The 22,324-nt window shown below is 67.7% G+C and carries 19 protein-coding genes and 4 pseudogenes; 13 read left to right on the forward strand and 10 right to left on the reverse strand.

The window, feature by feature from the left end; all coding sequences use genetic code 11:
- Positions 1-174 precede the first annotated feature (174 nt).
- Both CFI00_RS00735 and CFI00_RS00740 read left to right on the forward strand, forming a co-directional pair.
- A complete protein-coding gene (locus CFI00_RS00735; RefSeq protein WP_207083444.1) occupies positions 175-600 on the forward strand; it encodes a DoxX family protein in 426 nt (141 codons plus the stop codon).
- A gap of 52 nt (positions 601-652) precedes the next feature.
- Positions 653-1,147, forward strand: coding sequence for a peroxiredoxin (locus tag CFI00_RS00740; RefSeq protein WP_129478253.1), 495 nt, complete (start codon positions 653-655; stop codon positions 1,145-1,147).
- A 723-nt stretch (positions 1,148-1,870) separates the two neighbouring features.
- On the opposite strand, the gene CFI00_RS00745 is transcribed toward CFI00_RS00740, so the two are convergent.
- Complete coding sequence (locus tag CFI00_RS00745) at positions 1,871-2,704, reverse strand: TetR family transcriptional regulator (protein WP_129478251.1); 834 nt, start codon at positions 2,702-2,704, stop codon at positions 1,871-1,873.
- Between the two features lie 732 nt (positions 2,705-3,436).
- On the opposite strand from CFI00_RS00745, the gene CFI00_RS00750 reads away from it, so the two are divergent.
- A complete protein-coding gene (locus tag CFI00_RS00750; RefSeq protein WP_129478249.1) occupies positions 3,437-3,940 on the forward strand; it encodes a MarR family transcriptional regulator in 504 nt (167 codons plus the stop codon).
- 131 nt (positions 3,941-4,071) lie between these two features.
- Here CFI00_RS00750 and CFI00_RS00755 read toward each other — a convergent pair whose 3' ends face one another.
- Positions 4,072-6,411 (reverse strand): MMPL family transporter, encoded by a 2,340-nt coding sequence (locus CFI00_RS00755; protein WP_129478247.1) that lies wholly within the window; start codon positions 6,409-6,411, stop codon positions 4,072-4,074.
- 38 nt (positions 6,412-6,449) lie between these two features.
- On the reverse strand, positions 6,450-7,052 hold the full coding sequence (locus CFI00_RS00760; RefSeq protein WP_129478245.1) for a TetR/AcrR family transcriptional regulator: 603 nt from the start codon (positions 7,050-7,052) through the stop codon (positions 6,450-6,452).
- A gap of 184 nt (positions 7,053-7,236) precedes the next feature.
- Between CFI00_RS00760 and CFI00_RS00765 the strand changes: the two genes are divergently transcribed.
- From CFI00_RS00765 to CFI00_RS00780, 4 genes and pseudogenes are all read left to right on the forward strand, one after another.
- Positions 7,237-7,719 (forward strand): MarR family transcriptional regulator, encoded by a 483-nt coding sequence (locus CFI00_RS00765; protein WP_129478242.1) that lies wholly within the window; start codon positions 7,237-7,239, stop codon positions 7,717-7,719.
- 280 nt (positions 7,720-7,999) lie between these two features.
- Positions 8,000-8,242, forward strand: a pseudogene (locus tag CFI00_RS23965) (DUF305 domain-containing protein); the annotation flags it as partial.
- 238 nt (positions 8,243-8,480) lie between these two features.
- On the forward strand, positions 8,481-9,020 hold the full coding sequence (locus CFI00_RS00775) for a fibronectin type III-like domain-contianing protein (protein ID WP_207083446.1): 540 nt from the start codon (positions 8,481-8,483) through the stop codon (positions 9,018-9,020).
- Between the two features lie 83 nt (positions 9,021-9,103).
- Positions 9,104-9,961: a glycoside hydrolase family 16 protein gene (locus CFI00_RS00780; protein ID WP_207083447.1), complete on the forward strand. Its 858-nt coding sequence runs from the start codon at positions 9,104-9,106 to the stop codon at positions 9,959-9,961.
- Positions 9,962-10,939: 978 nt separating this feature from the next.
- On the opposite strand, the gene CFI00_RS00790 is transcribed toward CFI00_RS00780, so the two are convergent.
- Both CFI00_RS00790 and CFI00_RS00795 read right to left on the reverse strand, forming a co-directional pair.
- Complete coding sequence (locus CFI00_RS00790; RefSeq protein ID WP_129475683.1) at positions 10,940-11,305, reverse strand: hypothetical protein; 366 nt, start codon at positions 11,303-11,305, stop codon at positions 10,940-10,942.
- A gap of 38 nt (positions 11,306-11,343) precedes the next feature.
- Entirely contained in the window at positions 11,344-12,177 is an 834-nt protein-coding gene (locus CFI00_RS00795) for a sulfurtransferase (protein ID WP_129475681.1), read from the reverse strand.
- Positions 12,178-12,236: 59 nt separating this feature from the next.
- Here CFI00_RS00795 and CFI00_RS00800 point away from each other — a divergent pair, with 59 nt between their 5' ends.
- From CFI00_RS00800 to CFI00_RS00815, 3 genes are all read left to right on the forward strand, one after another.
- Positions 12,237-12,710: a MarR family transcriptional regulator gene (locus CFI00_RS00800; protein ID WP_207083448.1), complete on the forward strand. Its 474-nt coding sequence runs from the start codon at positions 12,237-12,239 to the stop codon at positions 12,708-12,710.
- 1,782 nt (positions 12,711-14,492) lie between these two features.
- A complete protein-coding gene (locus CFI00_RS00810) occupies positions 14,493-15,296 on the forward strand; it encodes a cyclase family protein (protein ID WP_084622976.1) in 804 nt (267 codons plus the stop codon).
- Between the two features lie 172 nt (positions 15,297-15,468).
- Entirely contained in the window at positions 15,469-15,627 is a 159-nt protein-coding gene (locus CFI00_RS00815; RefSeq protein ID WP_207083450.1) for a hypothetical protein, read from the forward strand.
- A 57-nt stretch (positions 15,628-15,684) separates the two neighbouring features.
- Here CFI00_RS00815 and CFI00_RS00820 read toward each other — a convergent pair whose 3' ends face one another.
- On the reverse strand, positions 15,685-16,629 hold the full coding sequence (locus tag CFI00_RS00820; RefSeq protein WP_129478277.1) for a LysR family transcriptional regulator: 945 nt from the start codon (positions 16,627-16,629) through the stop codon (positions 15,685-15,687).
- Between the two features lie 107 nt (positions 16,630-16,736).
- Here CFI00_RS00820 and CFI00_RS00825 point away from each other — a divergent pair, with 107 nt between their 5' ends.
- On the forward strand, positions 16,737-17,804 hold the full coding sequence (locus CFI00_RS00825; RefSeq protein WP_224275779.1) for a putative sulfate exporter family transporter: 1,068 nt from the start codon (positions 16,737-16,739) through the stop codon (positions 17,802-17,804).
- 294 nt (positions 17,805-18,098) lie between these two features.
- On the opposite strand, the gene CFI00_RS00830 is transcribed toward CFI00_RS00825, so the two are convergent.
- The 4 genes and pseudogenes from CFI00_RS00830 to CFI00_RS00845 form a co-directional block, all read right to left on the reverse strand.
- Positions 18,099-18,431 (reverse strand): hypothetical protein, encoded by a 333-nt coding sequence (locus tag CFI00_RS00830; RefSeq protein WP_165354436.1) that lies wholly within the window; start codon positions 18,429-18,431, stop codon positions 18,099-18,101.
- 236 nt (positions 18,432-18,667) lie between these two features.
- A pseudogene (locus CFI00_RS00835) lies at positions 18,668-18,958 on the reverse strand (integrase core domain-containing protein); the annotation flags it as partial.
- Positions 18,959-18,965: 7 nt separating this feature from the next.
- Positions 18,966-20,165: an IS30 family transposase gene (locus CFI00_RS00840; protein WP_207082267.1), complete on the reverse strand. Its 1,200-nt coding sequence runs from the start codon at positions 20,163-20,165 to the stop codon at positions 18,966-18,968.
- Positions 20,166-20,455: 290 nt separating this feature from the next.
- Positions 20,456-21,429, reverse strand: a pseudogene (locus CFI00_RS00845) (IS3 family transposase); the annotation flags it as partial.
- Between the two features lie 33 nt (positions 21,430-21,462).
- Here CFI00_RS00845 and CFI00_RS23435 point away from each other — a divergent pair.
- Positions 21,463-21,567: pseudogene (locus CFI00_RS23435) on the forward strand (hypothetical protein); the annotation flags it as partial.
- Between the two features lie 143 nt (positions 21,568-21,710).
- Positions 21,711-22,205 (forward strand): IclR family transcriptional regulator, encoded by a 495-nt coding sequence (locus CFI00_RS00850; RefSeq protein ID WP_242532617.1) that lies wholly within the window; start codon positions 21,711-21,713, stop codon positions 22,203-22,205.
- Positions 22,206-22,324 lie beyond the last annotated feature (119 nt).

Below are 22,324 nucleotides of genomic sequence, written 5' to 3' on the forward strand. Positions count from 1 at the left end.
ACCTTTGGCCGGACACCACGCGCGGCGGGGTCACGTCGTCGCAGGGCACACCCACTTTCAACACCACTTACGAAGAGTACTTACCATACGTAAGTTTTGTGGCTAGGATGGCCATGGAGCGGACGGCCCACAGTTCTGCTCCGCACCTCGACGTGGAAGGTCTGGTGGCTGACCGTGGACGTACTCGTGTTGGTGGGGCGCATCCTGTTCGCCGCGTTGTTCTTGATGTCGGGATTCGGGCACCTGACCCAGACCAAGATGATGGCCCAGTACACGGCCTCGCGCGGGGTTCCTCAGGCGCTCGCCCCGACAGCGGTCTTCGGGACGGGGCTGCTGATCGTGGCCGGCGCACTGATGGTCCTGCTGGGCGTATGGGGCGACCTGGGCGCGCTGTTCCTGGTGGTCTTCCTGGTTCCGACGGCGGTGGTCATGCACGGCCCGTGGGGCGTCGAGGATCCTCAGCAGCGGATGATGGAGCAGACCCAGTTCCTCAAAGACCTGGCGCTGGCCGGGGCGGCGCTGATGGTGTTGGTCCTGTACGGCTGGGCCGGCCCTGATCTGGGGCTCACCCTGACCGACCCGCTGTTCGACCTGGGCTGAGCGGCGTGTCCGGCGATCCGAACCGACTGGCCGGTACCGGATGGGGTCGTCGATGAGCGGACCGATAGGTGTCGGTGACCTTGCTCCGGACTTCAAGCTGCCCGACCAGCATGAGACTCCGGTCCGGTTGAGTCGGCTGCTCGTGGCCGGGCCGGTGGTGCTGTTCTTCTACCCGTTGGCGATGAGTCGGGGCTGTACCGCGGAGAGCTGCCATTTCCGTGACTTGGCTGCGGAGTTCGCGGCGGCCGGTGCGACCAGGGTGGGGGTCAGCCGCGACTCCGTGGCTCGTCAGCGTCAGTTCGACGCCGAGCATGACCTGGGGTACCGGTTGCTCTCCGACGCCGAGGGGGCCGTGGCTGTTGCCTACGGTGCGCAGCGGAATCTTCTCGGGTTGCCGCCGCGGCGGAGCACCTTCGTGATCGGCTCCGACCAGCGCGTGCGGGGAGTGATTCGTAGTGAGCTGCGGATGGAGGCCCATGCCGACGAGGCGTTGCGCATCCTCGCAGCCGACGGGGGCGCGGACGCCGGGGGGACCGGGCCTGCCTAGCGACGGCGGGGTGGCCTCCCCGGGGGCGGGGGGTTCTCGGGCCGTGGGGTGTCTTCGTCGTCGGTGAGATGTGCGTCGGGGTCGACGGAGGTCTCGAACGCGGCGGCGAGGTCCTCGCCCGAGGTGTGTCCCCGGGTCTGTCGCAACGGGGTCTCCCGCAGGAACAGCAGGATGACGAACCCGAGGATCGCGAACGGTACGGCGGCGAGGAACGTGGTCTTCAGCGCCTCGGCGAACCCGCTGGTGACCGCGAGATGGATGGGCTCGGGTAGCGCGGCGATCTGCTCGGGGCTGCCCTGGGGGGGCGGACCCGGCGGGCATCTGGTCGGCGCTCACCCCGGCCGCCTTCAGCTGGGCGGGGATGGTGTCGCGGAGCCGGTGGGTGAGCAGTGCACCGAAGACGGCGACTCCCATCGCGCCGCCCAGGGAGCGGAAGAAGGTGGCGCCGGAGGTGGCGACGCCGAGGTCGGCATGGGGCACCGCATTCTGGGTCGCCAGCACGAGGACCTGCATCACCATCCCTATGCCGGCGCCGGTGATGAACATGAAAACGCCGGCCAGCCACAGCGAGGTGTCCACCGACAGCCGGCTCATCAGCGTCTCTCGCGTGGCCAGAGCCGGAGCGGCGCCGGGATAAGCGCTACTCCTCCAGGTGTAGCGGCTCAGCAGTGCCACCAGACGCAGATCGCAAGTGGGCGATGTTTGGGGACAGCCGGACGCCAGTCAGGAGATGTCGCCGACCAAGTAGCGCTGCAACGTGGGAGCAAGCGCGGCCACCAGCTCGTCCTGGCTTGCAGAGGTCAGATCCTCGAGGCCGACGACGTGGCGAGCCAAGGCGAGGCCAAGGATCTGCGACATCACGAGCGCGGCGCGCAATGGTGCCTGCCCGACCCCGAGATGGGACACGACCGGTTCCAGCAGATCAGTGGTGAACTTCTCGCCAATCATGCGAGCGGTGTCGGCTTCGACCGCCGCGGTGCGGAGGGTTCCGAGGATGCGCTCTCGCCGGCCCGTCTCATCGAGTGCCTCGATCACCAGTCTTGCCAAGCGCTCGCCCACGAGCCTCGGGTCCCCGTCCAGGAGCCGAGCCATGAGCGCGGACGAATCCGAAGAAGAGTTGACGACTTCGTCGAACAGCTCTCGTTTCGAGCCGAAGAAGTACGCCACGAGGGCGGCATCCACGCCCGCCTGTGCTGCGACCGCCCTCAGGGTGACGCGGTCGTAGCCTCCAGCGGCGAACTGCTCGCGGGCTGCCTGAGCTATCTCCTCGCGTGTAGAACTGTGCCCCGGCCGGCGCCCTGGTCGTGCTCTGACCGGGCTCACGGCCGCCGTTCCATCAGAAGGTTGCTCCATACCCCACCCGCCTAGTTTTCCGTCCAAAGGCCGTCGACGAAGGGCTGGCGGCTCAGGAGAGCGGACGCGACACGCCGGGGCGTGGCAGTCCTCATGAAATTCAGCCTGTCCGTCACTGGTCAGCGACCGCGTCACCTCGTCGAGGCCGGTGCCGCCATCCTGACAGTGTCGGACGATGGTGCTCGAAGGGCAACGAGGCTGCATACGTGGTCAACACGACATCCGGGCAACGACGACTCAAAGCGGAGGCGACAATGCTGAGTGCGCCGATTCTTGGTGGTCTGCCGAACTCGCTCAGCCAGACGCGGCAACGCCGGGCGATGAACGCCATCGGTAGCCCACTGCACGCCCACTGCAGGGACAGGCGTGGCGCCGTGGGCGGCTGGACCCTCTACTTCTACCCTTTTCCTCCTATGTATTTCGGCGTAGGCTGGCGCCGACCGCTACCTACGGGTGATCGCGATCCCCCGGGTTCGGCCGCCACGGCTGGAGGTGGGTGAGGTGAGATACGGGAATCCGTACGGGCCGGCATGGCAACAGCTGGGGAACGCCCTGTGGGATGTCTTGGCAGTCGTGTGGTGGACGCTGGTGGCTGGCAGCGTCGCGTTCGGTGCATGCTGGTGCATGGGGCAGTTCATGTACACCGAGTGGGTTCGCGACCATCCTGCGCCCCGCCTACGGTTCTTCGCCGAACGCAGGCTGCGTCGAGACATCGCCCGCGGGCTGGGCGACCTTGAGGAGTACCTCCGCGAACGCGATCCAGCGCACCTCAACGACGGGCCCGCCCCTTCCGGCCGGTCTCGGACCTGGAGGCGCCGGGGCTGGCACCGACCTTGAAACAGACCCCCACAGCCCGGACGCCTCCAGGATCTGCGTTCGCAGGGGGATCTCTGAGGGCTGCTATCCCAACGGGCATACCCGGATGGGCCTGGCTCGATGAGCGATGCTGAGCAGATGCTGCCGAGCCGCTGGCAGGACGAGAGCGAGGGGCTGCTTCGCGTGGTCGAGCGTATTGCCCTGATCCTGAACGAAGCCGGGATCCCACGGATGTCCGCCAGGGTGTTGGCCTACATGCTCGCCGACGACGCTGACCGCTACTCCGCCGCCGCGCTCGCGGACGGGGTCCGGGTCAGTCCGGCCGCAATCTCGGGGGCCGTGCGGCATCTCACCGCGACACGGATGGTGGTCAAGGAGCGCGAACCCGGGAGGAGGGCCGAGTTCTACCGGGTCTGTGAGGGCGACGTGTGCGGCATGATCGTGGCCGCCTGGATCCCGGTTCTCAAGCAGTGGGAGTCCGTGGTGGAGTCCGCCGCCGTCGAGCTCGGCGCGAACGGCGGCGGCCACCGATTGGCCGAGGCGACAGAGTTCATCGCGTTCCTGCGCGGCGAGACGGAGGGCATGCTCGAGCGCTGGGCCGAGTACCGCCGACATCCTGGATGAGCGATCCTCGGTGATCGAGGCGCCGTCAGGGATTGGTGGTCGATTGCGTTCGGGCCCTGGCTGCGGTCCGGATCGGTGTGGTGAGGCCTCCAGGACGTGCCCCGGCGTTCGTCTCTCGACGCTTCGGTCCCTCAGTTGCTGACCTCGATGCTTTGTCGGTCGGTGGCCTCGGCCTGCTGGTTGAGCATGGTCAGGAGCTTGTCGCCCTCGATGTCGAGGTCGGGCAGTAGGCGGTCGAGCCAGCGGGGTAGCCACCATGCTCGCTCGTCGAAGAAGGCCATCAGCGCGGGGACGAGGGTCAGCCGGACGATGAAGGCGTCGATGAGGATGCCGGCGGCGAGGGCGAAGCCGATCTGCTTGATCATGATGTCGTGGCTGAAGATGAAGCCGGAGAAGACCGCGACCATGATGATCGCGGCTGCCACGACGACGCGGCTGGCCTGGTCGAACCCATGCACGACGCTCTGGCGGGCTGGCTGGCCGTGGATGTGTGCCTCGCGCATGGAGGAGACCAGGAAGACCTCGTAGTCCATGGCGAGGCCGTAGAGGATGCCGGTCACGATGATCGGCATGAAGCTCATCAGCGGGCCGCCGGTGTCGAACCCGAAGAGGCTGCTGAGCCAGCCCCACTGGAAGACGGCGGTGGTGGCGCCGAAGGTGGCCAGGATGCTGAGCAGGAAGCCGGCGGTGGCCTTGAGTGGGACGACGATCGAGCGGAAGACCAGCGTCAGGATCAGGACGGACAGCACGATGATGATGCCGAGGTAGAGCGGTAGGACGTCGGCGAGCTTGTCGGACATGTCGATGCCGATGGCGGTGAACCCGGTGACGCCTAACTGCACCTGGTTGTCCTGGGCGATGTCGTTGTCGGGCTCGCGCAGCGACTTCACGAGGTCGCTGGTCGCCTCGTCGCTGGGGCCGGAGGTGGGGATGATGCTGAACACGGCGAGGTCGCCGGCCTCGTTGACGCCGACCGGCGCGGCCAGCACGATGTCGTCTCGGTCCTGGAACTCGGCGAGGAGCTTGTCGGTCAGCTCGGGTGTGACGCGGTCTGCGGTGCCGGTGGGCTCTGCGGTGACCAGGAGGGGGCCGTTGAATCCCTCACCGAAGCCTTGGGAGACGGCCTCGTGGCTCTGCCGGGCGGCGGTGTCCTGGTTCGCGGTCTCGCCGGTGGGGATGCCCAGGTTCATGCTGGCAGCGGGGATCGCCATCACGCCCAGGATCGCGACCACTCCTGCGATGACGGGCCACCGTAACCTGATCACGCCCTTGACCCAGTGGTCGGCGACGCTGTGGGACTCCGCCTCCACCTTGGCGCGGCGCCGGGATCGGGCCTTGTCGGAGCAGATCCGCTCCCCGACCAGCCCCAGCAGGGCGGGCAGCAGGGTCAGTGCGATGAGCACGGCCAAGGCGACCGTGGACGCCGCGACCAGTGCCATCGTGGACAGCATGGCGATGCCGATCACGGTCAAAGCGGTCAGCGCGATAAGGACGGTCAGGCCGGCGAAGAACACAGCACTGCCCGCGGTGCCGACCGCTCTGCCCGCTGCCTCCTGCGCGCTGAGTCCCCGATCGAGAATCAACCGTCGCTGCCGGTTGACGACGAACAGCGCATAGTCGATGCCGACGGCGAGGCCGACCATGAGACCGAGGACGGGGGTGGCGGAGTTCATCTCGACGGCCGTGGAGAGCGCGTACGCGCCACCCACGCCGATGCCGACGCCGACCAGGGCGGTGATCAGGGGCAGACCGGCCGCGATCAGCGAACCCAGGGTGAGCACCAGCACGAGAGCGGCGACGGCGAGACCGATCACCTCACCAATACCGACCGGGATTTCGATGGCCTTGAGCGAGTCGCTCGGGAGCACGGTGATCCCGGTTCCCTGCTCGGCACGCTCCACCACCTCGACCACCGAGGTGACGTCGTCATCGGTCAATGAGGTCGAGGCGACTGTGAACTGGAACTGGAACAGTGCGACCTGCCCGTCCGAGGACACCAGCACGCCGGGCACCGCGGCCCCGTCCACCACCAGCGGCTGGTAGGGAGGCGCCTGCCCCTGCTCCGTCCCGGCTGAGGGATCGGCCGGAGCACCTTCCTGAGGAGTGCCCGGTCCGCCCTGCTCCCCGGCACCCAGAGCGGCGTCCAGGGGATTGACGACCTTCTCAAGGGCATAGACGTCGCTGACGGTGCCGCTGATCACCGCAAGACGCTCCGGAGTGTCGAGGCGCTCACCGCCTGGCACAGTGAAGACGACGCTGGCCTGGCCTCCCGACGCCGCGGGAAGCTCATCGGCCACGCGGTCGAGCACGGTCTGAGCCTCGGTGCCCTCGATCTTCATCTCGGAGCTGACGTTCACCCCGTTGATGGCCACGGCACCGACGACCGCGGCGAGGACCGCCACCCAACCGGCAATGAACAGCCACGGCCGGCCGAATGCGGTTCGTCCGAGTCGGTACAAGAATGTGGACATGGGTTCTGGGTCTCCTTGAGGGGGCGGGGCGGCGGTGGCTAGAGGCCGTGGCGCAGGTAGTCGAAGGTGAGATCGAGGAACGAGGCGTAGTCCATCGATGCGGGGGTGGCGTCGTTCTCGCCGTCCAGGTGCACGTCGAGAGTTCCCTCCAAGGCGGCCATCACGGCGCCATAGACGGCGCCGAACAGCAGCGGCACGTAGATGGCGGGATAGCGGTCCCCGGCTGCGGATCCCAAGAGCTCCTGGGCGGTGTGGCGCATGCGCTGCTGAACGCTGAGGACGTACGGCTCGAGCGTCGGGTACTGCCGTGCCATGGCCATCAGCTCGCGCATCCTCACCAAGGTGTCCGCGGTGAACTGATCCCTCATCACGGACAACAGGGCATCGAGCAGTGGCAGGTCTTCCGGCAGGTCGGCGAGGATCGCGCTGGCGTCGTCGACACCCCCGAACGCGACCGCGGCGACTGCCTCCTCCTTGCAGGAGAAGTGGTTCGCGAAGGTGCGCCGGGAGTAGCCCGCCCGCTCCACGACGTCCGCAGTGACAAACCCGAACAACCCGCGCTCACGGGTCAGCTCGAAGGCCGCCTCGGCCAGCGCCTGCGCCGTCGCCTCCCGCTTGAGGTCCCGCAACCCACGATCCATGCCCTCAGTATGACCGGGCCTGCCCAATGAGCAACATTGCCCAGTGAGCACGCAGACAGTCGCCTGACGCCTTGCTGAGCGGTAGCCGCCGGCGGCGGCCGGTAGCGTGACGGCACACGCGACTGCTGATCCGCCTTGGACGGCCGGTCCTGTCAGTCGGCGGCATCGACCTAGGGGAGCGCGTATGGGTGCTGATGGCGAAGCGGTCGGCGTTGACCGTACACGGAACCAGACGACGACTGACGGGGAACAGTTCGCCGATGCGGTGCTGGCCCTGCTCGCAGTCGCTCGGCGGACCAGGGGCCGACTGCAGCCGCTTTTCGAGGACGTCACCGTGCCACAGCTGGTACTGCTGGACGCCGTGCAGGCTTGTGGTCGCGAGGGCATCGCCGCCATCTCGGCATACACGCTGCTGAGCCAACCCACGGTGACCCAACAGGCCGCCGGGCTGGAAGCGGCCGGCCTGCTGTGCCGTATCCCAGCCGTGGACGATCGACGCCGACGCGTACTCACGCTCACCGAGCGCGGGGAGCAACTCCTGGCCGCCAAGCGCGGCCTGGTTGCCGACCGGTTGGCGGTGGCCTGGACATCCCTCACCGCCGAGGAGCAGTCGATCGCGGTCCCGCTGCTGCGTCACATCATTGATCTTGTCTCCGAGCTCGCCTGAGTGATTCGACCCGGTACCACCTACGGTCCACATTGGGCCCGTGCTACTCGGTACTGGACGGGTATCCTGAGATCGGAAGCGAGGGCGAATCCCTCACCACACCGAGCGAATCGGTAGTTTCCGGCCCGACGCCGAGAGCCAAGGGGTGAAGGACCTCGCCGCGGACATCAGTGCCGTCCAAGAGCCCGAGACCGAGAAGATGAGCTCGTGGCTGAGGCGTTGAGGACGTCCCCGACACCGGCAGCGGTGACATGGGTGGCATGGACCACGGCGGGCGGGCAGCATGGAAGACATGCCGGGCATGATGTCGTCCGACAAGATGGAGGAGTTGGCGTCTGCGTCCGGGTCGGCGTTCGACGAGATGTTCCTGTCGATGATGATCGAGCATCACGAGGGCGCAATCGAGATGGCCCAGACCGAGCAGGCAGACGGCGAGAACCCCGGCGCCGTCGACCTGGCCCAGACCATCGAGAAGACGCAGGCCTTCGAGATCGAGACGATGAAGGAACTCCTCGCGTCCTGATCGCCACAACTGAGGCTCACACGGACCGTGCTCGGGTCCCGGCAGGCGTGCTGGGACCCGATCGGCTTACTGTCCGCACCTCGCCCTCAGAGCGCGATCGGTTGTCGAGGTCGAGGCGCCGCCCCTCGGCCATGGCACCGGCGGAGGTGTGTCGACTGAGCACGTCCACAGGCGTCCAGCCGGCCATCCCGCTACGGAGACCCAGGCGACGGACGAGTTGGGGATCCGGAACTCACTGTTGTTCCCGGAGACCCGGGACGTTGAACTGACCGAAGGCGTCGACGTCGGATACCGCGGGTACGCGGCTGCGGGAGCAACGCCGCTCTTCCCGTTCGGCTACGGCCTTTCGTACACCAGCTACCGCTACCGCAATCTCGCGCTCGCTGTCGAGGACGGCACGGTCAGGGCCAGTTTCACTGTCCGGAATCAAGGGCAGCGCCGAGGCGTGGAAGTGGCACAGGTGTATGCGGGCGGGTTGCCTGGACGTGTCGGGACGCCGGTGACCCAGCTGGCAGGTTGGGCGCGGGTCGACATTCAGCGACAGTCGCGAAAGCGGGTCACCGTTGAGCTGGCCTGCAAGTCGCTCGCCTATTGGGATACCGACGACGGCCGCTGGATTATGCCTGCCGGACCGGTGAACCTGTCGGTCGGGGCGTCCTCGGCAGACATCCGCCTCGAGGGCAGGGTGCGACTTCCGGGTGGTTCGTGCAGTGAGGGCAGCGAACTTGCCATGAGCGCGTCGTCGCCCGGTGGCGGCGTTGGCCCGAGTGCCGGTTAGACACACTCGGCTCACGGGTGCCACGACCTGCTCTAGGTCGTGGCACCCGTGCGCGCCGACTGTGGCAGTTCCTGGCGGTGCTGGTGGCTCTGGTGAGCTCACTTGTTGTGCACGCCACGACTGAAGACGAGCCCGACCCAACTTCCGGCTCGGCCTCAACTTCCGGCTCGGCCCAGGACCCGTGGACCCTGTTGTGGAGTGACGACTTCGAGGGGGACGCTGGCACGCCGCCCAATGGTGAGTATTGGAGCCACGAGATCGGCGGTAGCGGGTGGGGCAATGAGGAGTTGCAGTACTACACCGACAGCGCAGACAACGCCGCCCTCGACGGGGAGGGCCACCTGGTCATCACGGCGCGAGAGGTCGACCCGGCCACGACCGACCTGAAATGCTGGTACGGCCCGTGCACCGTCACCTCGGCGCGGCTGATCACAGCGGGCAAGCAGAAGTTCACCTACGGGCGTATCGAGTCCCGAGTCAAAGTGCCCGCTGGGTCCGGCTCGTGGCCGGCACTGTGGATGCTCGGCGCCGACTTCGGTGAGGTCGGGTGGCCCCAGACTGGCGAAATCGACATCATGGAGTTCGTCGGTCGGGAGCCGGACCAAGTTTTCGGGACGATTCACGGCCCCGGCTACGCAGGTGGGGAGTCGTTCAACGGCTTCCTCGACATCGGCCGCCCCGTGGCCGAGGACTGGCACGAGTTCACGGTGGAGTGGTCACCGCAGAAGATCGTCTGGGCGGTCGACGGCGCAGCATTTCATCAAGCTTCACCGACCGATGTCGCGCCCCATGAGTGGGTTTTCGACCACCCGTTCTTCTTGCTGGCGAACCTCGCCGTCGGCGGCAACTTCGGAGGCGCCCTCGCGGCCGACGTGGTGTTCCCGGTCTCGTTCACCATCGACCATGTTCGTGTCTACCGGGCGTCGGGAGACCCGAGTTGATGGCACGGCGATCTCCCGTTCCGACCCGGGGGCGTGAGGTCGACTCTGGGTCGGCTCGCGCCGCGTCCGAGAGACGACGTGACGCTGAGCGCCGCCTTCTTCACTGCCAGCGCGGCCAGGTGGTCCGATGCAAGGGATGTTGCAGGCCATGACGCAGCGACGACGGCGACCACCTGCCCGCCGTCCAGGACGGGGGCGGCGCAGACCCAGTCGCCGCCATCCTGCACGGCGGTCCTGGTAAGTACCCCTCCGGAGCGGACATGACGCACCCAGGAGTGCACATCTGCGCGGCCGAACAATCCGTTGCGGACGTGCTCTGAGGCCACAACTGCGTCTACCTCGTCGTCGGTCAAGCCTGCCATCAGCACCAACCCCACCAACGGGCAGTCCTTGAGCTCGATCCTGGTCACCATTCGCATGCCTCGTGACCGCAGGCCGAAGACCGCACCATCGCGCCACACGGCCATCATCGACTCGGCCCCAAAGCTTTGGTCCAGCCTGCGCAGGACGGGCATCCCCGCGGTCACGAGCCGGTCCGAGGCGAGCACCGCAGATGCGTAGGAGAGCCATACCCAACTCAACCGGAAGCGGCCACTCGAGTTCACCCTGTCGAGGAGCCCGATCCCAGCCAGCGTCGCGAGGAGCCGATGGGCATGAGACTTCGACATTCCGAGCGCTCGCCCGACACCGGCGGCACCCCATTCGGGGCGTCACTGGTGAAGAGGGCAAGCACCTCGCCGGCGTGCTGTACCCCGCTCACCGTCTGCATGTGTTGACCTCCGCACCCGAAGCGCCAAGAGGACGAGAAGCCTTTGGTTGAGTCGCCAGCTGGGGCTCGCCAGCGCTGTGAAGAGGTACCCAGTCCATGCTCACGCCACCCTCCCAAGATGGGGTTCACTTTCTATGACCGCCCGAGGCGGCGGGATTCATCAAGGGTCCATGGCGCGGCGGGCCGCGCCCTAGCAACGGCTCGTGAGTTCAGGACCCGGTCAGCCACAGCCCTAGGGGCGTGATGAGCGCACCGAGGAGGAGCCACCACGACAGGATGCGGCGGTGGTGGATCGCCCGCGCGGCTGCGATCGAGATGACTCCGACGATCCCGGCGAGGACGTTGAGGCCGATGACGGCGCCCGGCCCCGGGTCGTCGAGTGCCCAGGCGCCGAGGATGAAGCCGGCCGCCAGGTGCAGGAACGTGATAACGGCCAGCGTAGACATGACCCACTGCTGTACGTGGATCAGCTTGCGTTCGGCGTCGGGGTCGTAGACGGGACGGGGTGCATTGGGGTCCAGGAGGTGGCTGCGGCGCTTGGCGGGCCGCGACTCTTGCGGGGTGGAGCTGCTCATGGCGGGGTTTCTTCCCAGTGGGTAGTCGGTGGTGGCGATCAGATCTCGATCGGTACGCCGATGAGGGAGCCGTACTCGACCCAGGAACCGTCGTAGTTGCGCACCGCAGGCTGCTCGAGCAGCTCGTGAAGGACGAACCAGGTGTGAGCGCTGCGTTCGCCGATGCGGCAGTAGACGATCGTCTCGGTGCCGTCCAGCGGGGCGCCGGCGGAGCCGTAGAGGGTCCGCAGTTCGTCGTCGGACTTGAACGTGCCGTCGTCGTTGGCTGCCTGCGACCACGGGACATTGAGTGCGCCGGGGACGCGTCCTCGGCGCTGTGGCTGCTCTTGGGGCATGTGCGCCGGCGCGAGGATCTCACCGGAGAACTCCTGCGGGGACCGCACGTCGACGATGGTGGTACCCGTGCCGAGAGCCGCCACCACGTCGTCGCGGTAGGCCCGCAGGCTCTGGTCGGCGTCGCGGGCGACGTAGTGGGTGGCCGGTCGGGTCACCTCGTCGGCGACCAGGGGTCGGCCCTGCAGCTCCCAGGTCTTGCGGCCGCCGTCGAGCAGCTTGACGTCGGAATGGCCGTAGAGCTTGAAGTACCAGTACGCGTAGGCGGCGAACCAGTTGTTGTTGCCGCCGTACAGGACCACGGTGTCGTCGGTGGCGACACCCTTGTCGCTCAGGAGCTTCTCGAAGCCTACCCGGTCGATAACGTCGCGGCTGTGCGGGTGCTGCAGTTCGGTGCGCCAGTTCAACGCGATGGCGCCGGCGATGTGGTCGACGTCGTAGGCGTTGGTCTCCTCGTCGACCTCGATGACGACGATGCCGTCGTCGCCGAGGCGCGGCTCGAGCCAGTCGGGGGTGACCAGGGCGGTAGCGCGGCTCATGCTTCTCCAATGCTTGGTGGGACATCCCTTGTTAGAACAACGGTTGGTAGGCTACGGGTATGCCCGAAGCTGCATGCAATCCATCTCGCATTGAGGACCTCGACCCCCTGGCGCTGGAACGTCAGGTCTGCTTCGCGCTGGCAGTCGCCTCTCGAACCGTCATCTCGGTGTACCGACCGGTCCTTGAACCATTGGGGCTCACCCACCCGCAGTACCTGGTGATGCTGGCGCTGTGGGGTGAGCAACCGCTGTCGGTGACCGACTTGAGCCGCCTGCTCGATGTCGATGCCGGCACCCTGTCTCGTCTCCTCAAGCGCCTCGAGGCAGCAGACCTCATCGTCCGCCGGCGCGACCCCGCAGACGAGCGGTCGCTGGCCGTCACGCTGACCTCGAAGGGGACGTCGCTGCGGCAACAAGCGCTCAAGGTGCCCATCGAGGTCGTCCAACGTCTCGGCATGAGCCTCGATGACCTCCACGCCATGCATGCCCAGCTCACTGGCGTGATCGCAGCAGCGAAACTCGCCGCGTCCTAGCCGCGACTTGCCCCGGACGAACGACCTACGAGACGTTGAACGAGCGTCCTGACGAGGCCAAGGACGATGAGTACGAAAAGATGGTCAACCGAGAGACCGTGGTGTTCTCCCGAACGTTTGACCAACCTCGATTGGCCCACCGCACGAGTCGCCGACGACCTCAGAGGCGAAATCCAACGACTCAAGGAGACGTCGTCGGCTCCACTGCGCACCGTGGGCAGTCCGACGCTTGTGCGCCAACTGATCGACGCATCCCTCGTCGACAACCTGCTGCTGGTCACCTTCCCCTTGTTCCCGGGACCTGCGGGTCGGGAGTTGGGCCTTCACCGACATCGCCTCCACCGACCTCGACCTCATCGACCACAAGGTCCTCGACGGTCAGATTCTGGTCACGACCTACCACCCGACGGGAAACGACATCCCACGAGGCCGACCTTGCGCACCGACGCCGCACCATTGGTGGCGCGAGCGCGGGGTGCACAACACGAACGGTCTGCGATGCTCCGAAACGGAGCGCCCCATGACGATCCCGCACCGGGTCGCTCCGCGAGCCCATCCCTCACCGGCAACCGGTCGTCACCCGGCTGACATGAGCTGGGCGCGGCGGCCTCCCGCGTCTTCGTACCTGCGGTCGTCGCAGGGCTCGGCCGCTTCGGCACGCGGCAGCGGCAGCCCGGCCTGGCCGTCGTACCGCGAAGGCTTCGACCAGTCGGCCCTCCCTCGCAGGCCGGATCAGTCGTGGAGGCGTCGGTCGAGGTGCGCGACCAGCGTCTCGTAGAGCGAAGGGTCGTCGTGGTTCCCGACCAGGAGGCCGGCGAGGACCTGCAGACGGCGCAGGTCACGGCAGTCGGAGAGTCGGGTCCGGTCGATGGGCCGGGGTAGGCGGCCAATGCGTCGTCTGTGATCGTCATCGAGGCCATGTCCCACTCCACGGGCCCGACACACACGTCCTCGAAGTCGGTCCAGAGTGGTCCGTCCGGCGTCATGAGCACGTTTCCTGTGTGGGCGTCTCCATGCAGGGGACGGGCCGGCCAGGACCGGGTCAAGGGGACCAACTCGGCGGCAGCGCGATGGAGGGTCGGATCTGATGAGATCGCCAGCGCCGGGGAGATGTCGGTGAGAGGGCCGATCAGGGTGGGCAGGTCACCGGGGTAGCGGGCCAGTGCGTCGTGCAACGGTCCCAGCATCGCGCCGAAGCCGGCGGCTGATACTTCGCGGGAGTCGTGTTCGGTCCAGTGCCACAGGCACACTTCCAGTCCCTCTGCGATGTGGGGCCCCGGGTCCTCCCACGGGGCGACGATAGGTACGCCCGAGGCGGCGAGGAACTGGGCGACGAGCACTTCACGTTCGAGCCAGGGCAGGGGGTGTGGGCGCAGTGCGCGCCCGACGGTCACGACGCGGGTGACTACTGGTGCGGGCCTGAGTCGTACGCGAACGCTGTAGCCCTCGGCGATGACCTTGGGATCGTCGGCTGGCAGCCCCAATGCCCGAGCACAGGCGACGGATGCCGACACCGCATCGGCAGTGGTGGGGAGGACAGCCACGCCGTCGACGGTTTGTCGCTCATCGAGGTCGTCGTCCATGGCGGCCACTTTGACAGGGCGGGCAACCGCGTCGATGGCGGCTATAAAGACGCACGTCGCCAGATGCACGGATCGCGGCCATGTGAGTGTGCTTCTTCGCGAACGCTTGGTGACGCGACTCGGCCGGGGCAGGTGGCGCAACCAGGATCTCGAGCAGGTGCGCAGCCCGAGGCGAGCGTAGGGCTGGGACGATGATCCGGTGGAAGAGCTGATTTCTCTGTTGGGCCACCGTGTTCGCCTCGTCGACCTGACACACCGTCTCGGACCGTCGCCGAGCGAGCCGGTACCCCCGTGGCTGGAGGCACAGACGCATGAGGAAGGCGCCGAGGTGTGGGAGGGCATGTTCGGCATCCCACGTGGGGCTCTGCCAGGCGGACGGGGTTTCGCCGGTGAGATGCTGCACCGGCTGTCCACGCACGCGGGTACCCATGTGGACGCGCCGTGGCACTACGCGCCGACAGCAGGCGGTGCACCTGCCGCCACCATCGACCGTGTGCCGCTCTCGTGGTGCGTCGGTGACCTGGTGGTGGTGGACGTGTCGGACCTGCCCACCGGGCACCTGATCGGCCGAGACGAAGTGGTCGAGCGCCTTGCGGGCATCGCACCCGATCTGCAGGCGGGCGCTGTGGTGGCGTTCTACACGGGCGCGGAGCGGCTCTGGGGTGATGAGAAGTTCTGGGAGACCGGGTGTGGTCTGGGACGTGAAGCGGTGCTGGCGCTGCTCGAGCGTGGCGTGCGGACCATCGGTACCGACGCCTGGAGCTTGGACCGGCCATATCCGCTGATCGGCGCGGAGTGGCAGCAGCGGCGCGATCCGGCGGCGCTGTGGCCCGCGCACTTCGCTGGCATCGAGCAGCCTTATCTGCAGATCGAGAAGCTGGCCAACCTCACGGCGGTGCCTGCGATCGGGGCCACCATCCTCGCGTTCCCGATCAAGGTTGAGTGCGGCAGCGGAGCGTGGACGCGAGCCGTAGCTCTAGTCGCAGAGCCAGGCGAGCGCTGAACCACCACGGAGCCGCAGTGCGGTTGCGCACTGTGCGTGGGTCGTCTTCGGGCGCGGACGCGCTTTGTGCGTCGGGGACGACCCAGCACCGGGGCCGTCGACGGATCTCCTGAGCCGCTGCCCCCTGCCCGGTCGGGCAGATTCGTATGGCGGCGTCGGCGATGCTCGTGCCGTGAACCAGCTGCCCGACGCCGTCGTGGCCTCGCGGCCGACCGCCACCGTCGGCTGCTACACCGTCCCGGATAGCGATCCTGCACTGGCGCGCTCCGCGAGCCGATCCTGCACTGGCACGCTCCGCGAGCCGATCCTGCTGCGGTCGCGCTCTTTGTGACCAGTAGTTTGTGGCGCGTTGACCAGCTCGCGCGAGTCACGGTAGCGCCAGCGATCCTCAACGAACTCGCGCTCTGCTCCGGGGTAGACGCCGGGCTCGTGGCCTCTCGGGGACTGCAAGCCGAAGCAGGTCCTCTGCCGGGCCGACCGGTCGCTGGCCGGTGAGCCAGACGGCACGTAGCGAGCGGTCGAGGTCGACTCCGTGAACGGGGACCTGGACTAGGCGGCCGGCTGCGACGTCGTCGTGCACTGCCAGGTCGGAGAGCACGGCCGGGCCGGCTCCGGCGATGACTGCGGAGCGGACGCCGCTGCTGGTCGACACCTCGAGCAGGGGTTGGGTGGGGGTGCCGAACGGGGTCAGGGCTCGGTCCAGCGCGGTGCGGGTCCCCGACCCGGCTTCGCGGTGCACCAGCCGCGTTGCGGCCAGCTCCTCAGCCTCTACCGATCTACGGCGGTGGGCCCACGGGTGAGCGGGCGCGACGACGACCACGAGCCGGTCGGTCGCCACGACCTGAGCAGACAGGCCGGAGGGAAGGTCGGGGCCCTCGATGAAGCCGAGGTCGGCGTCGCCCGCGAGAACCGCGGCCGCCGTGGTGTCGCTGTTGCCTGCGGTCAGGCTGACGGCGGTGTCCGGATGCGTGGCGGCCAGCACGACGAGCCAGCTCGGCAGTAGATGCTCGGCCACGGTCAAGCTCGCCGCGACCCGCAGCCGCGCGATGCGGTCGCTGCGCAGGGACGCGATGCCCGCCTCGAGGACGTCCGCAGCAGCGAGGACCCCACGTGCCCACTCGGCCAGCAGTGCACCGTTGGGGGTGAGGTTCGAGCCACGGGCCGAGCGAGTGAGGACCGCGAACCCGACCAGCCGTTCGAGTCCGCGCACCCGTGCGCTCACGGCAGGCTGGCTTAGCCCGCGGGAGGCACCGGCCTTGCTCAGGCTGCCGCTGGCAGCGATCTCGAGGAGCAGCGACAGGGTGTCGAGGTCGGGCACCCGGGTGAGAGTCATCGACCCACTCTAGAGCCCGCCATCAGTCCGGTGGATGACGTCATCGATCCAGGATGTCTACCGAGCGCCCGTCTGCCGGCGCAGGCTGGAAGTACCGACGAAGGAGAATGCCTGTGACCACGCCCCACGAAGCCCCTGTCCACCGACACCGCACCGGCAGCCGCTGCCGCCCGTCCTGCCCGCCCACTCCCGAGCCCGGGCACCGCAGTCCGGTACCTGGGTTGCTCGCCGTCGCAACCGCCACCGGCGTCGCGTTCGGCGTGCATGCCTTGGTCCCAGCGGTGAACCCCTCCACCGTTGCTGTGGTCATCGGCGCGATCGCGGTCAACATCGGGCTGCACCACCCCTCCCTGCACGTCGGCACCCACGTCGCCTCACACCGGTTCCTGCGCCTGGCCGTCGTGCTGCTTGGCCTGCAGCTGGGGCTGCAACAGCTGCTCGACCTGGGGCCGCGCGGTGCCCTCGTCGTGGTCACCACCGTCACGGTCACGTTCACCGGAACGCGCCTGCTTGGGCGGCTGCTGGGTGTGCCGCCGGCCCGGTCCCTGCTCGTCGCCACCGGCTTCTCGATCTGCGGCGCCTCGGCCGTCGCCGCGATGGAGGAGGTCGCCGGCGGGGACGAGGACGACACGGCGGTCGCAATCGCGCTCGTCACGTTGTGCGGGAGCCTGGCCATCGTGCTGCTCCCGCTGCTTCGTGAGCCCCTCGGGCTCGACCCTGCTGCGTTCGGCAGCTGGGTCGGCGCAAGCGTGCACGACGTGGGCCAGACCGTGGCGACAGCCGACCGCGTACCGGGAGCCCTGACGACCGCGGTCGTCGTCAAGCTCAGCCGCGTCGTGCTCCTCGCCCCGCTGGTCGCCGGGACCGCCGTTGCGCTGCGGCGTCGCACCCCCGCGGCGGCGACGGGGCGCCGCCCACCGCTGCTTCCCCTGTTCGTCGCCGGCTTCCTGGCAGCGATCGCCGTCGCGAGCACCGGGCTCCTGCCCGATCCGGTCCTGCACGGCGCGAAGGTCCTCCAGGAGGTCTTGCTCGCCGCAGCCCTGGTCGGTCTGGGCACCGGGATCCACCTCCCGGTGCTGCGGCGCACCGGAGGCCGCGCGCTGGTGCTCGGCCTCATGTCATGGGTCCTCGTCGCGGGGGTCGCCTACGCCGGCGTACAGCTCACCGGCGCATGACGGGCAAGGGGTGGTGGTCGGTTCGACCAACCCCGCGGTGGGTGGGTCGTGTGGTTCGGGCACTCCTGCGCCCAACCTGGCCCAACTTGGCCCGACCCTTCGGCGTGATCGTCGGGGATCCCAAACGCTGGGCGGTCCGCGCTGATGTGTTCGGGGTGTCCGGGTTCGCCGGTGAGTGTCGCAGTTGGTTAGAATGAGCGCACACGATGGCGGTGGGGCTCGCCGACAACCGTGGCGGCAGGCCACCAACAGTCCCTACCTGAGACAGGTAGGAGTTCGTGTGCCCGAAAATAGTTACCCCGACGTCGGCGATCTGCCGATCGATCCCGATACGTCCGGTGACAGGCTCACCGGCACGGTCCACCGGTTGCCTTCCTTGTTCACGTCGCAGTGGGACGTGCTGCTCGCCATCAGCGCCGGCGGTGCCGTCGCGTCGTCGCGCGCGACGTGGATTCCGGGAGCCTGAGCGTCGTGGCGGTACTGGACCTCGATCTGCGACGGTACTTCCGCGCCGTCTGGGTCGGAACCAAGAACCCGCCGGCCGGGGCCGTGCGTGACCTCGTCGCGATCGCGCGTGCGGCTGAGCGCTGACCACCAGAGCGCCTCCACAATGAACTGGTGGCCCACGAAGTGGAGCCGGGTGCGGGGACATGGCTCACCGCTGGTTCGGCATAGGGTTTCTCTTGTGACGTCGCCGCCGCATGTACGGGATGAGCAAGCGTTCCCCCTCCCGGTGGCCGCCGGATTCGCGGGCATCTGCCTGGCTGTCGGTGTTGCGCCCGTGGGCTGGAGCGGACACCGTGCTGCCTGACCCTGCCAGCAAACGAGGGGCCCTGCCCCCGGATCTTGGACACAGGGTGTGATTACGCAGCGGGTTGCAGCGTAGCGGCGTAGTTGGACTCGTAGGTGGACGGGGACAGGTAGCGGCACCAGGAATGGCGTCGGCGGGTGTTGTAGCGCACGAGCCACTTGAAGACCTGCCGGCGACACGTCGCCTCGTCGCTCCAGCAGGCGGCGTCTTGGAGGACCTCGCGCTTCATCGTGGCGTTGAACGACTCCGCCAACGCGTTGTCGGCCGAGGAGCCGACCGCACCCATCGACTGGGTGACGCCGAGCCTCTTGCAGAGCTTGGCGTAGTCCTTCGAGCAGTAGACCTTGGGTTCAACCAGTCGATGCAACACTGGGTTGTTGAAGCGAGCGTAGTTGCTCATCGAACACCTCGGCAGGTGTCTTCCACCCAAGGATCTTGCGGGGCCGGTTGTTGAGCGCGTGAGCGACGGCCTCGAGGTCCTCGGCGGACCAACGCGACAGGTCCGTGCCTTTGGGGAAGTACTGGCGCAGCAGGCCGTTGGTGTTCTCGTTGCTCGGCCGCTGCCACGGCGAGTGGGGGTCGGCGAAGAACACCTTCGTGCCGGTCTCCAACGCGAACTGCGCGTGACCCGAGAGCTCCTTGCCGCGATCCCAGGTCAGGGTCTTGCGCAGCTGCTCGGGCAGCTTGGTGATCGACGCACTCAGCGCCGCGTTCATCGCGACGGCCCCGTAGCCGCCGAGCGATGGACCGTTCTTCACGTAGGGCTTCTCGCCCCAGCCCTCCATGCGTGGCAGGTGGACCAGGATCGTTGAGCGGCTGCTGCGCTCAACGATCGTCCCGATCGCCGACCGGCCAGTGCCGATGATCAGGTCGCCCTCCCAGTGACCCGGGACGGCGCGGTCTTCGGCTTCAGCGGGGCGCTCGCTGAGAACCACATCGGCCGTGACATGCCCACCGGGCTTGTTCTGCGATCGGGCCCTCGGCTGCCGTAGCGCACGTCCGGTGCGCAGACACGTGACCAGCTCGCGCTTGAGCGCACCACGCCCCTCAATGAACAGCGACTGGTAGATCGCCTCGTGGCTGATGCGCATGGACTCATCATCGGGGAAGTCGACCTTCAACCGCTGTGCGATCTGCTCCGGGCTCCAGGCCAGCGACCAACGCCGGTCGGCACGGTGCGGCTTGTTCAGCCCCTTCCAGGGGGCCGGTGTGGGGCCAGTGACGATCGTGCCGTCGGGCCGGCGAACGTTGCCGGCGAGCCGATCTTGGACGTACTCCCGCAGTTTCGGGTTCTCGAGCAGCTTCGCGGTCTTGGGGCGCTTGGCCGCCTGCTGTGCCTTCCACTGCGCCACGGTGGCCCGGTACTCCTGCTTCCCCCCACGAGTCGCAGCGTTGCGGCGCAACTCGCGTGAGACCGTTCCGGGATCACGCCCGATCGCGCGGGCGATCTCGCGAACGCCCTTGTCCTGGGCGTGCAGGATGGCGATCTCCTCACGTTCCTCGAAGCTCAGATAGCGGCCGGTGGGCTCGGCCAGCGAAATGGGCGGCATGCCGCCAGCGTGGCGAAACCAGCGGGTCCCAACCGGCACTGACACACCGACCGCCAGCGCCGCTTCTGCCGACGTGATGCCCGTGGCGATCAGCCGCCAGAACTGCCGTTGCACCGCTCGGGACGGGTCAGGACGCCCGGGCGAGCGCATCGCTGGCCGCAACGCCCGGTCAGCACGCCACTGCCGGCGAAGCTCCTCTGGCGCGTCGCTGGTCTTCTTGCTCCAGTCCGCTGTCGCCATGCTCGAACACCTCCGAACTCAAGGTGTTGCGACGACCGGTTGATTTCGCCGACCGACCCGTGGTCGCTGTGGAAGATCGCGCCCTTGAGGGTGCCGCGGGTTCCGGCAGCAGCCTTCAAGGCGTCCTCGACGAGCTCGGTGCGCATGTGGTCGGCGACGGCCCAGCCGGCGAGGCGACGTGAGTAGCAGTCGATGACGGTCGCCAGGTACAGGTTCGTCCCGTCGGCCAACGGCAGGTAGGTGATGTCCCCGACGTAGCGTTCGTTCGGGGCTTCGGCGGTGAAGTCCCGGTTGAGCAGGTCGGGGTACTTCTGCCCCGATGGCTCGGGGATCGTGGTCCGCACTCGACGCTTCTTCACATAGCCACGGATGCCCTCAAGGCGCATCACCCGGGCGACGCGCTTGTGGTTCACGCGGTCGCCGGCAGGTGCGCCGTCGTTGAGCTCAGCGGTGATCCGTGGCGCACCCTGGGTGCTGTCCTCGGCATGCACCGCTCTGATCCGTTCCGCGAGCTCGGCATCGGCTCGGGTGCGCTCCTCGCGTGCTGGGGCCGCCTTGAGCCAGGCGTAGTAGGACGAGCGCTCGATCTCGACGAGCTCGCACAGTCGCTTCACCTCGAAGGTGGTGGAGTTGTCGGCGACGAACTGGAAGCGACTCACCAGCGCGTCTCCCCGGCGAAATATTTGGCCGCCCGTTGGAGGATCTCGCGCTCGGTGGTGAGCTTGGTTGTCTCGACCTCGAGCTCGTTCACCCGGGCCTGAAGCCGGGCGATCTTCTGTTCCGGTGTCTCCTCGGGCGCCGCCGACGGGCTCCTGGACGAGCTCTTGGACTGCAGTGGGCTGGAGGTCAGCGTCCCGTCAGCGGCGGTCTTCTTGCCGGTCCCGTAGGCCTCGAGCCAGTGCCGCAGCGTGCCGCGCACGATGCCGAGGTCATCGGCGATGCCGCGGACCGTGGCGCCCGGGGTGGACTCGTACAAGTCGACGGCCTGACGACGGAACTCCTCGGAGTAGTTCTTCCTGGCCATGATTCTCGGATCATCTCGCTTCCCCAGCACCAGATGCTGGATTCAGCGTGTCCAAGAACCGGGGTCAGGCCCCGGGCCTTCCAACTCGGGGACCAGACGGTGGCGCTGGCCGAATTGGTCCGGCGTACCGACCTTCACAAGGCGACCGTGCATCGTCTCGCCGGCGAGCTAGTCCTCAACGGGCTTGTCGACCGCGTCGAAGGGGGTTATCGGCTCTCTGTCGGGTTGTTCGAACTAGAGGGATGCGGGCGGCGGGCGCACCGAGCCTGCATGAGGCCGCGATGCCGTTCTTGCAGGATCTTTACGAGAGGACCCACGAGACCGTGCACCTGGGCATCCGCGAAGGACAGGAGGTCGTCTACATCGCGAAGATCGGCGGCCGCCGTCAAGCTCGCGCACCCTCTCGCGCTGGTGGTCGGATGCCGTTGCATTGCACGGCCATCGGTAAGGCCCTGCTCGCCTTCGGCGATTCCTCGCTCCGTCGTGAGGTCCTCACGGGGTCGTTGGAGCGTCGCACGCCGCACACGGTCGTCGCCCCTGGTCTGCTTCGTCGTCAACTAGCTCAAGTCGTGAAGTCCGGCGTCGCTTTCGAGTACGAGGAGTCGGCCCCGGGCATCAATTGTGTAGCGGCGCCGGTATTCGGACCTGGCAACGAACTCATGGCCGCGCTCAGCCTCACCGGTCCGACCAGCCGGTTCCGCCCGGGCGCACACTCCTTAACCATTCGCGCCGCTGCATCGGCGCTTACCGCCACCTTGACGAGTGCCGCACAGTGAGCACCAACATTATTGGGCTGCTGGATACCATGTCGTCCGTTCGACCTGAAGCGTCCCGACCAAGGCGTGCATGGCTCGAGATTCGCCTTTGGGGTTCCCGAGACCGGAAGCGCACCGTT

The sequence above is a fragment of the Nocardioides sp. S5 genome (assembly GCF_017310035.1).
Classification (GTDB): domain Bacteria; phylum Actinomycetota; class Actinomycetes; order Propionibacteriales; family Nocardioidaceae; genus Nocardioides.

Bases quoted from the DNA above. Each gene is read 5' to 3' on its own strand.
- CFI00_RS00820 (WP_129478277.1), bottom strand. From the start codon at position 16,629: ATGACTCTCACCCGGGTGCCCGACCTCGACACCCTGTCGCTGCTCCTC.
- CFI00_RS00825 (WP_224275779.1), top strand. From the start codon at position 16,737: ATGCCTGTGACCACGCCCCACGAAGCCCCTGTCCACCGACACCGCACC.
- CFI00_RS00755 (WP_129478247.1), bottom strand. From the start codon at position 6,411: ATGTCCACATTCTTGTACCGACTCGGACGAACCGCATTCGGCCGGCCG.
- CFI00_RS00760 (WP_129478245.1), bottom strand. From the start codon at position 7,052: ATGGATCGTGGGTTGCGGGACCTCAAGCGGGAGGCGACGGCGCAGGCG.
- CFI00_RS00800 (WP_207083448.1), top strand. From the start codon at position 12,237: ATGCCCGAAGCTGCATGCAATCCATCTCGCATTGAGGACCTCGACCCC.
- CFI00_RS00750 (WP_129478249.1), top strand. From the start codon at position 3,437: ATGAGCGATGCTGAGCAGATGCTGCCGAGCCGCTGGCAGGACGAGAGC.
- CFI00_RS00740 (WP_129478253.1), top strand. From the start codon at position 653: ATGAGCGGACCGATAGGTGTCGGTGACCTTGCTCCGGACTTCAAGCTG.
- CFI00_RS00840 (WP_207082267.1), bottom strand. From the start codon at position 20,165: ATGCCGCCCATTTCGCTGGCCGAGCCCACCGGCCGCTATCTGAGCTTC.
- CFI00_RS00795 (WP_129475681.1), bottom strand. From the start codon at position 12,177: ATGAGCCGCGCTACCGCCCTGGTCACCCCCGACTGGCTCGAGCCGCGC.
- CFI00_RS00745 (WP_129478251.1), bottom strand. From the start codon at position 2,704: ATGCAGCCTCGTTGCCCTTCGAGCACCATCGTCCGACACTGTCAGGAT.
- CFI00_RS00765 (WP_129478242.1), top strand. From the start codon at position 7,237: ATGGGTGCTGATGGCGAAGCGGTCGGCGTTGACCGTACACGGAACCAG.
- CFI00_RS00790 (WP_129475683.1), bottom strand. From the start codon at position 11,305: ATGAGCAGCTCCACCCCGCAAGAGTCGCGGCCCGCCAAGCGCCGCAGC.
- CFI00_RS00850 (WP_242532617.1), top strand. From the start codon at position 21,711: ATGCCGTTCTTGCAGGATCTTTACGAGAGGACCCACGAGACCGTGCAC.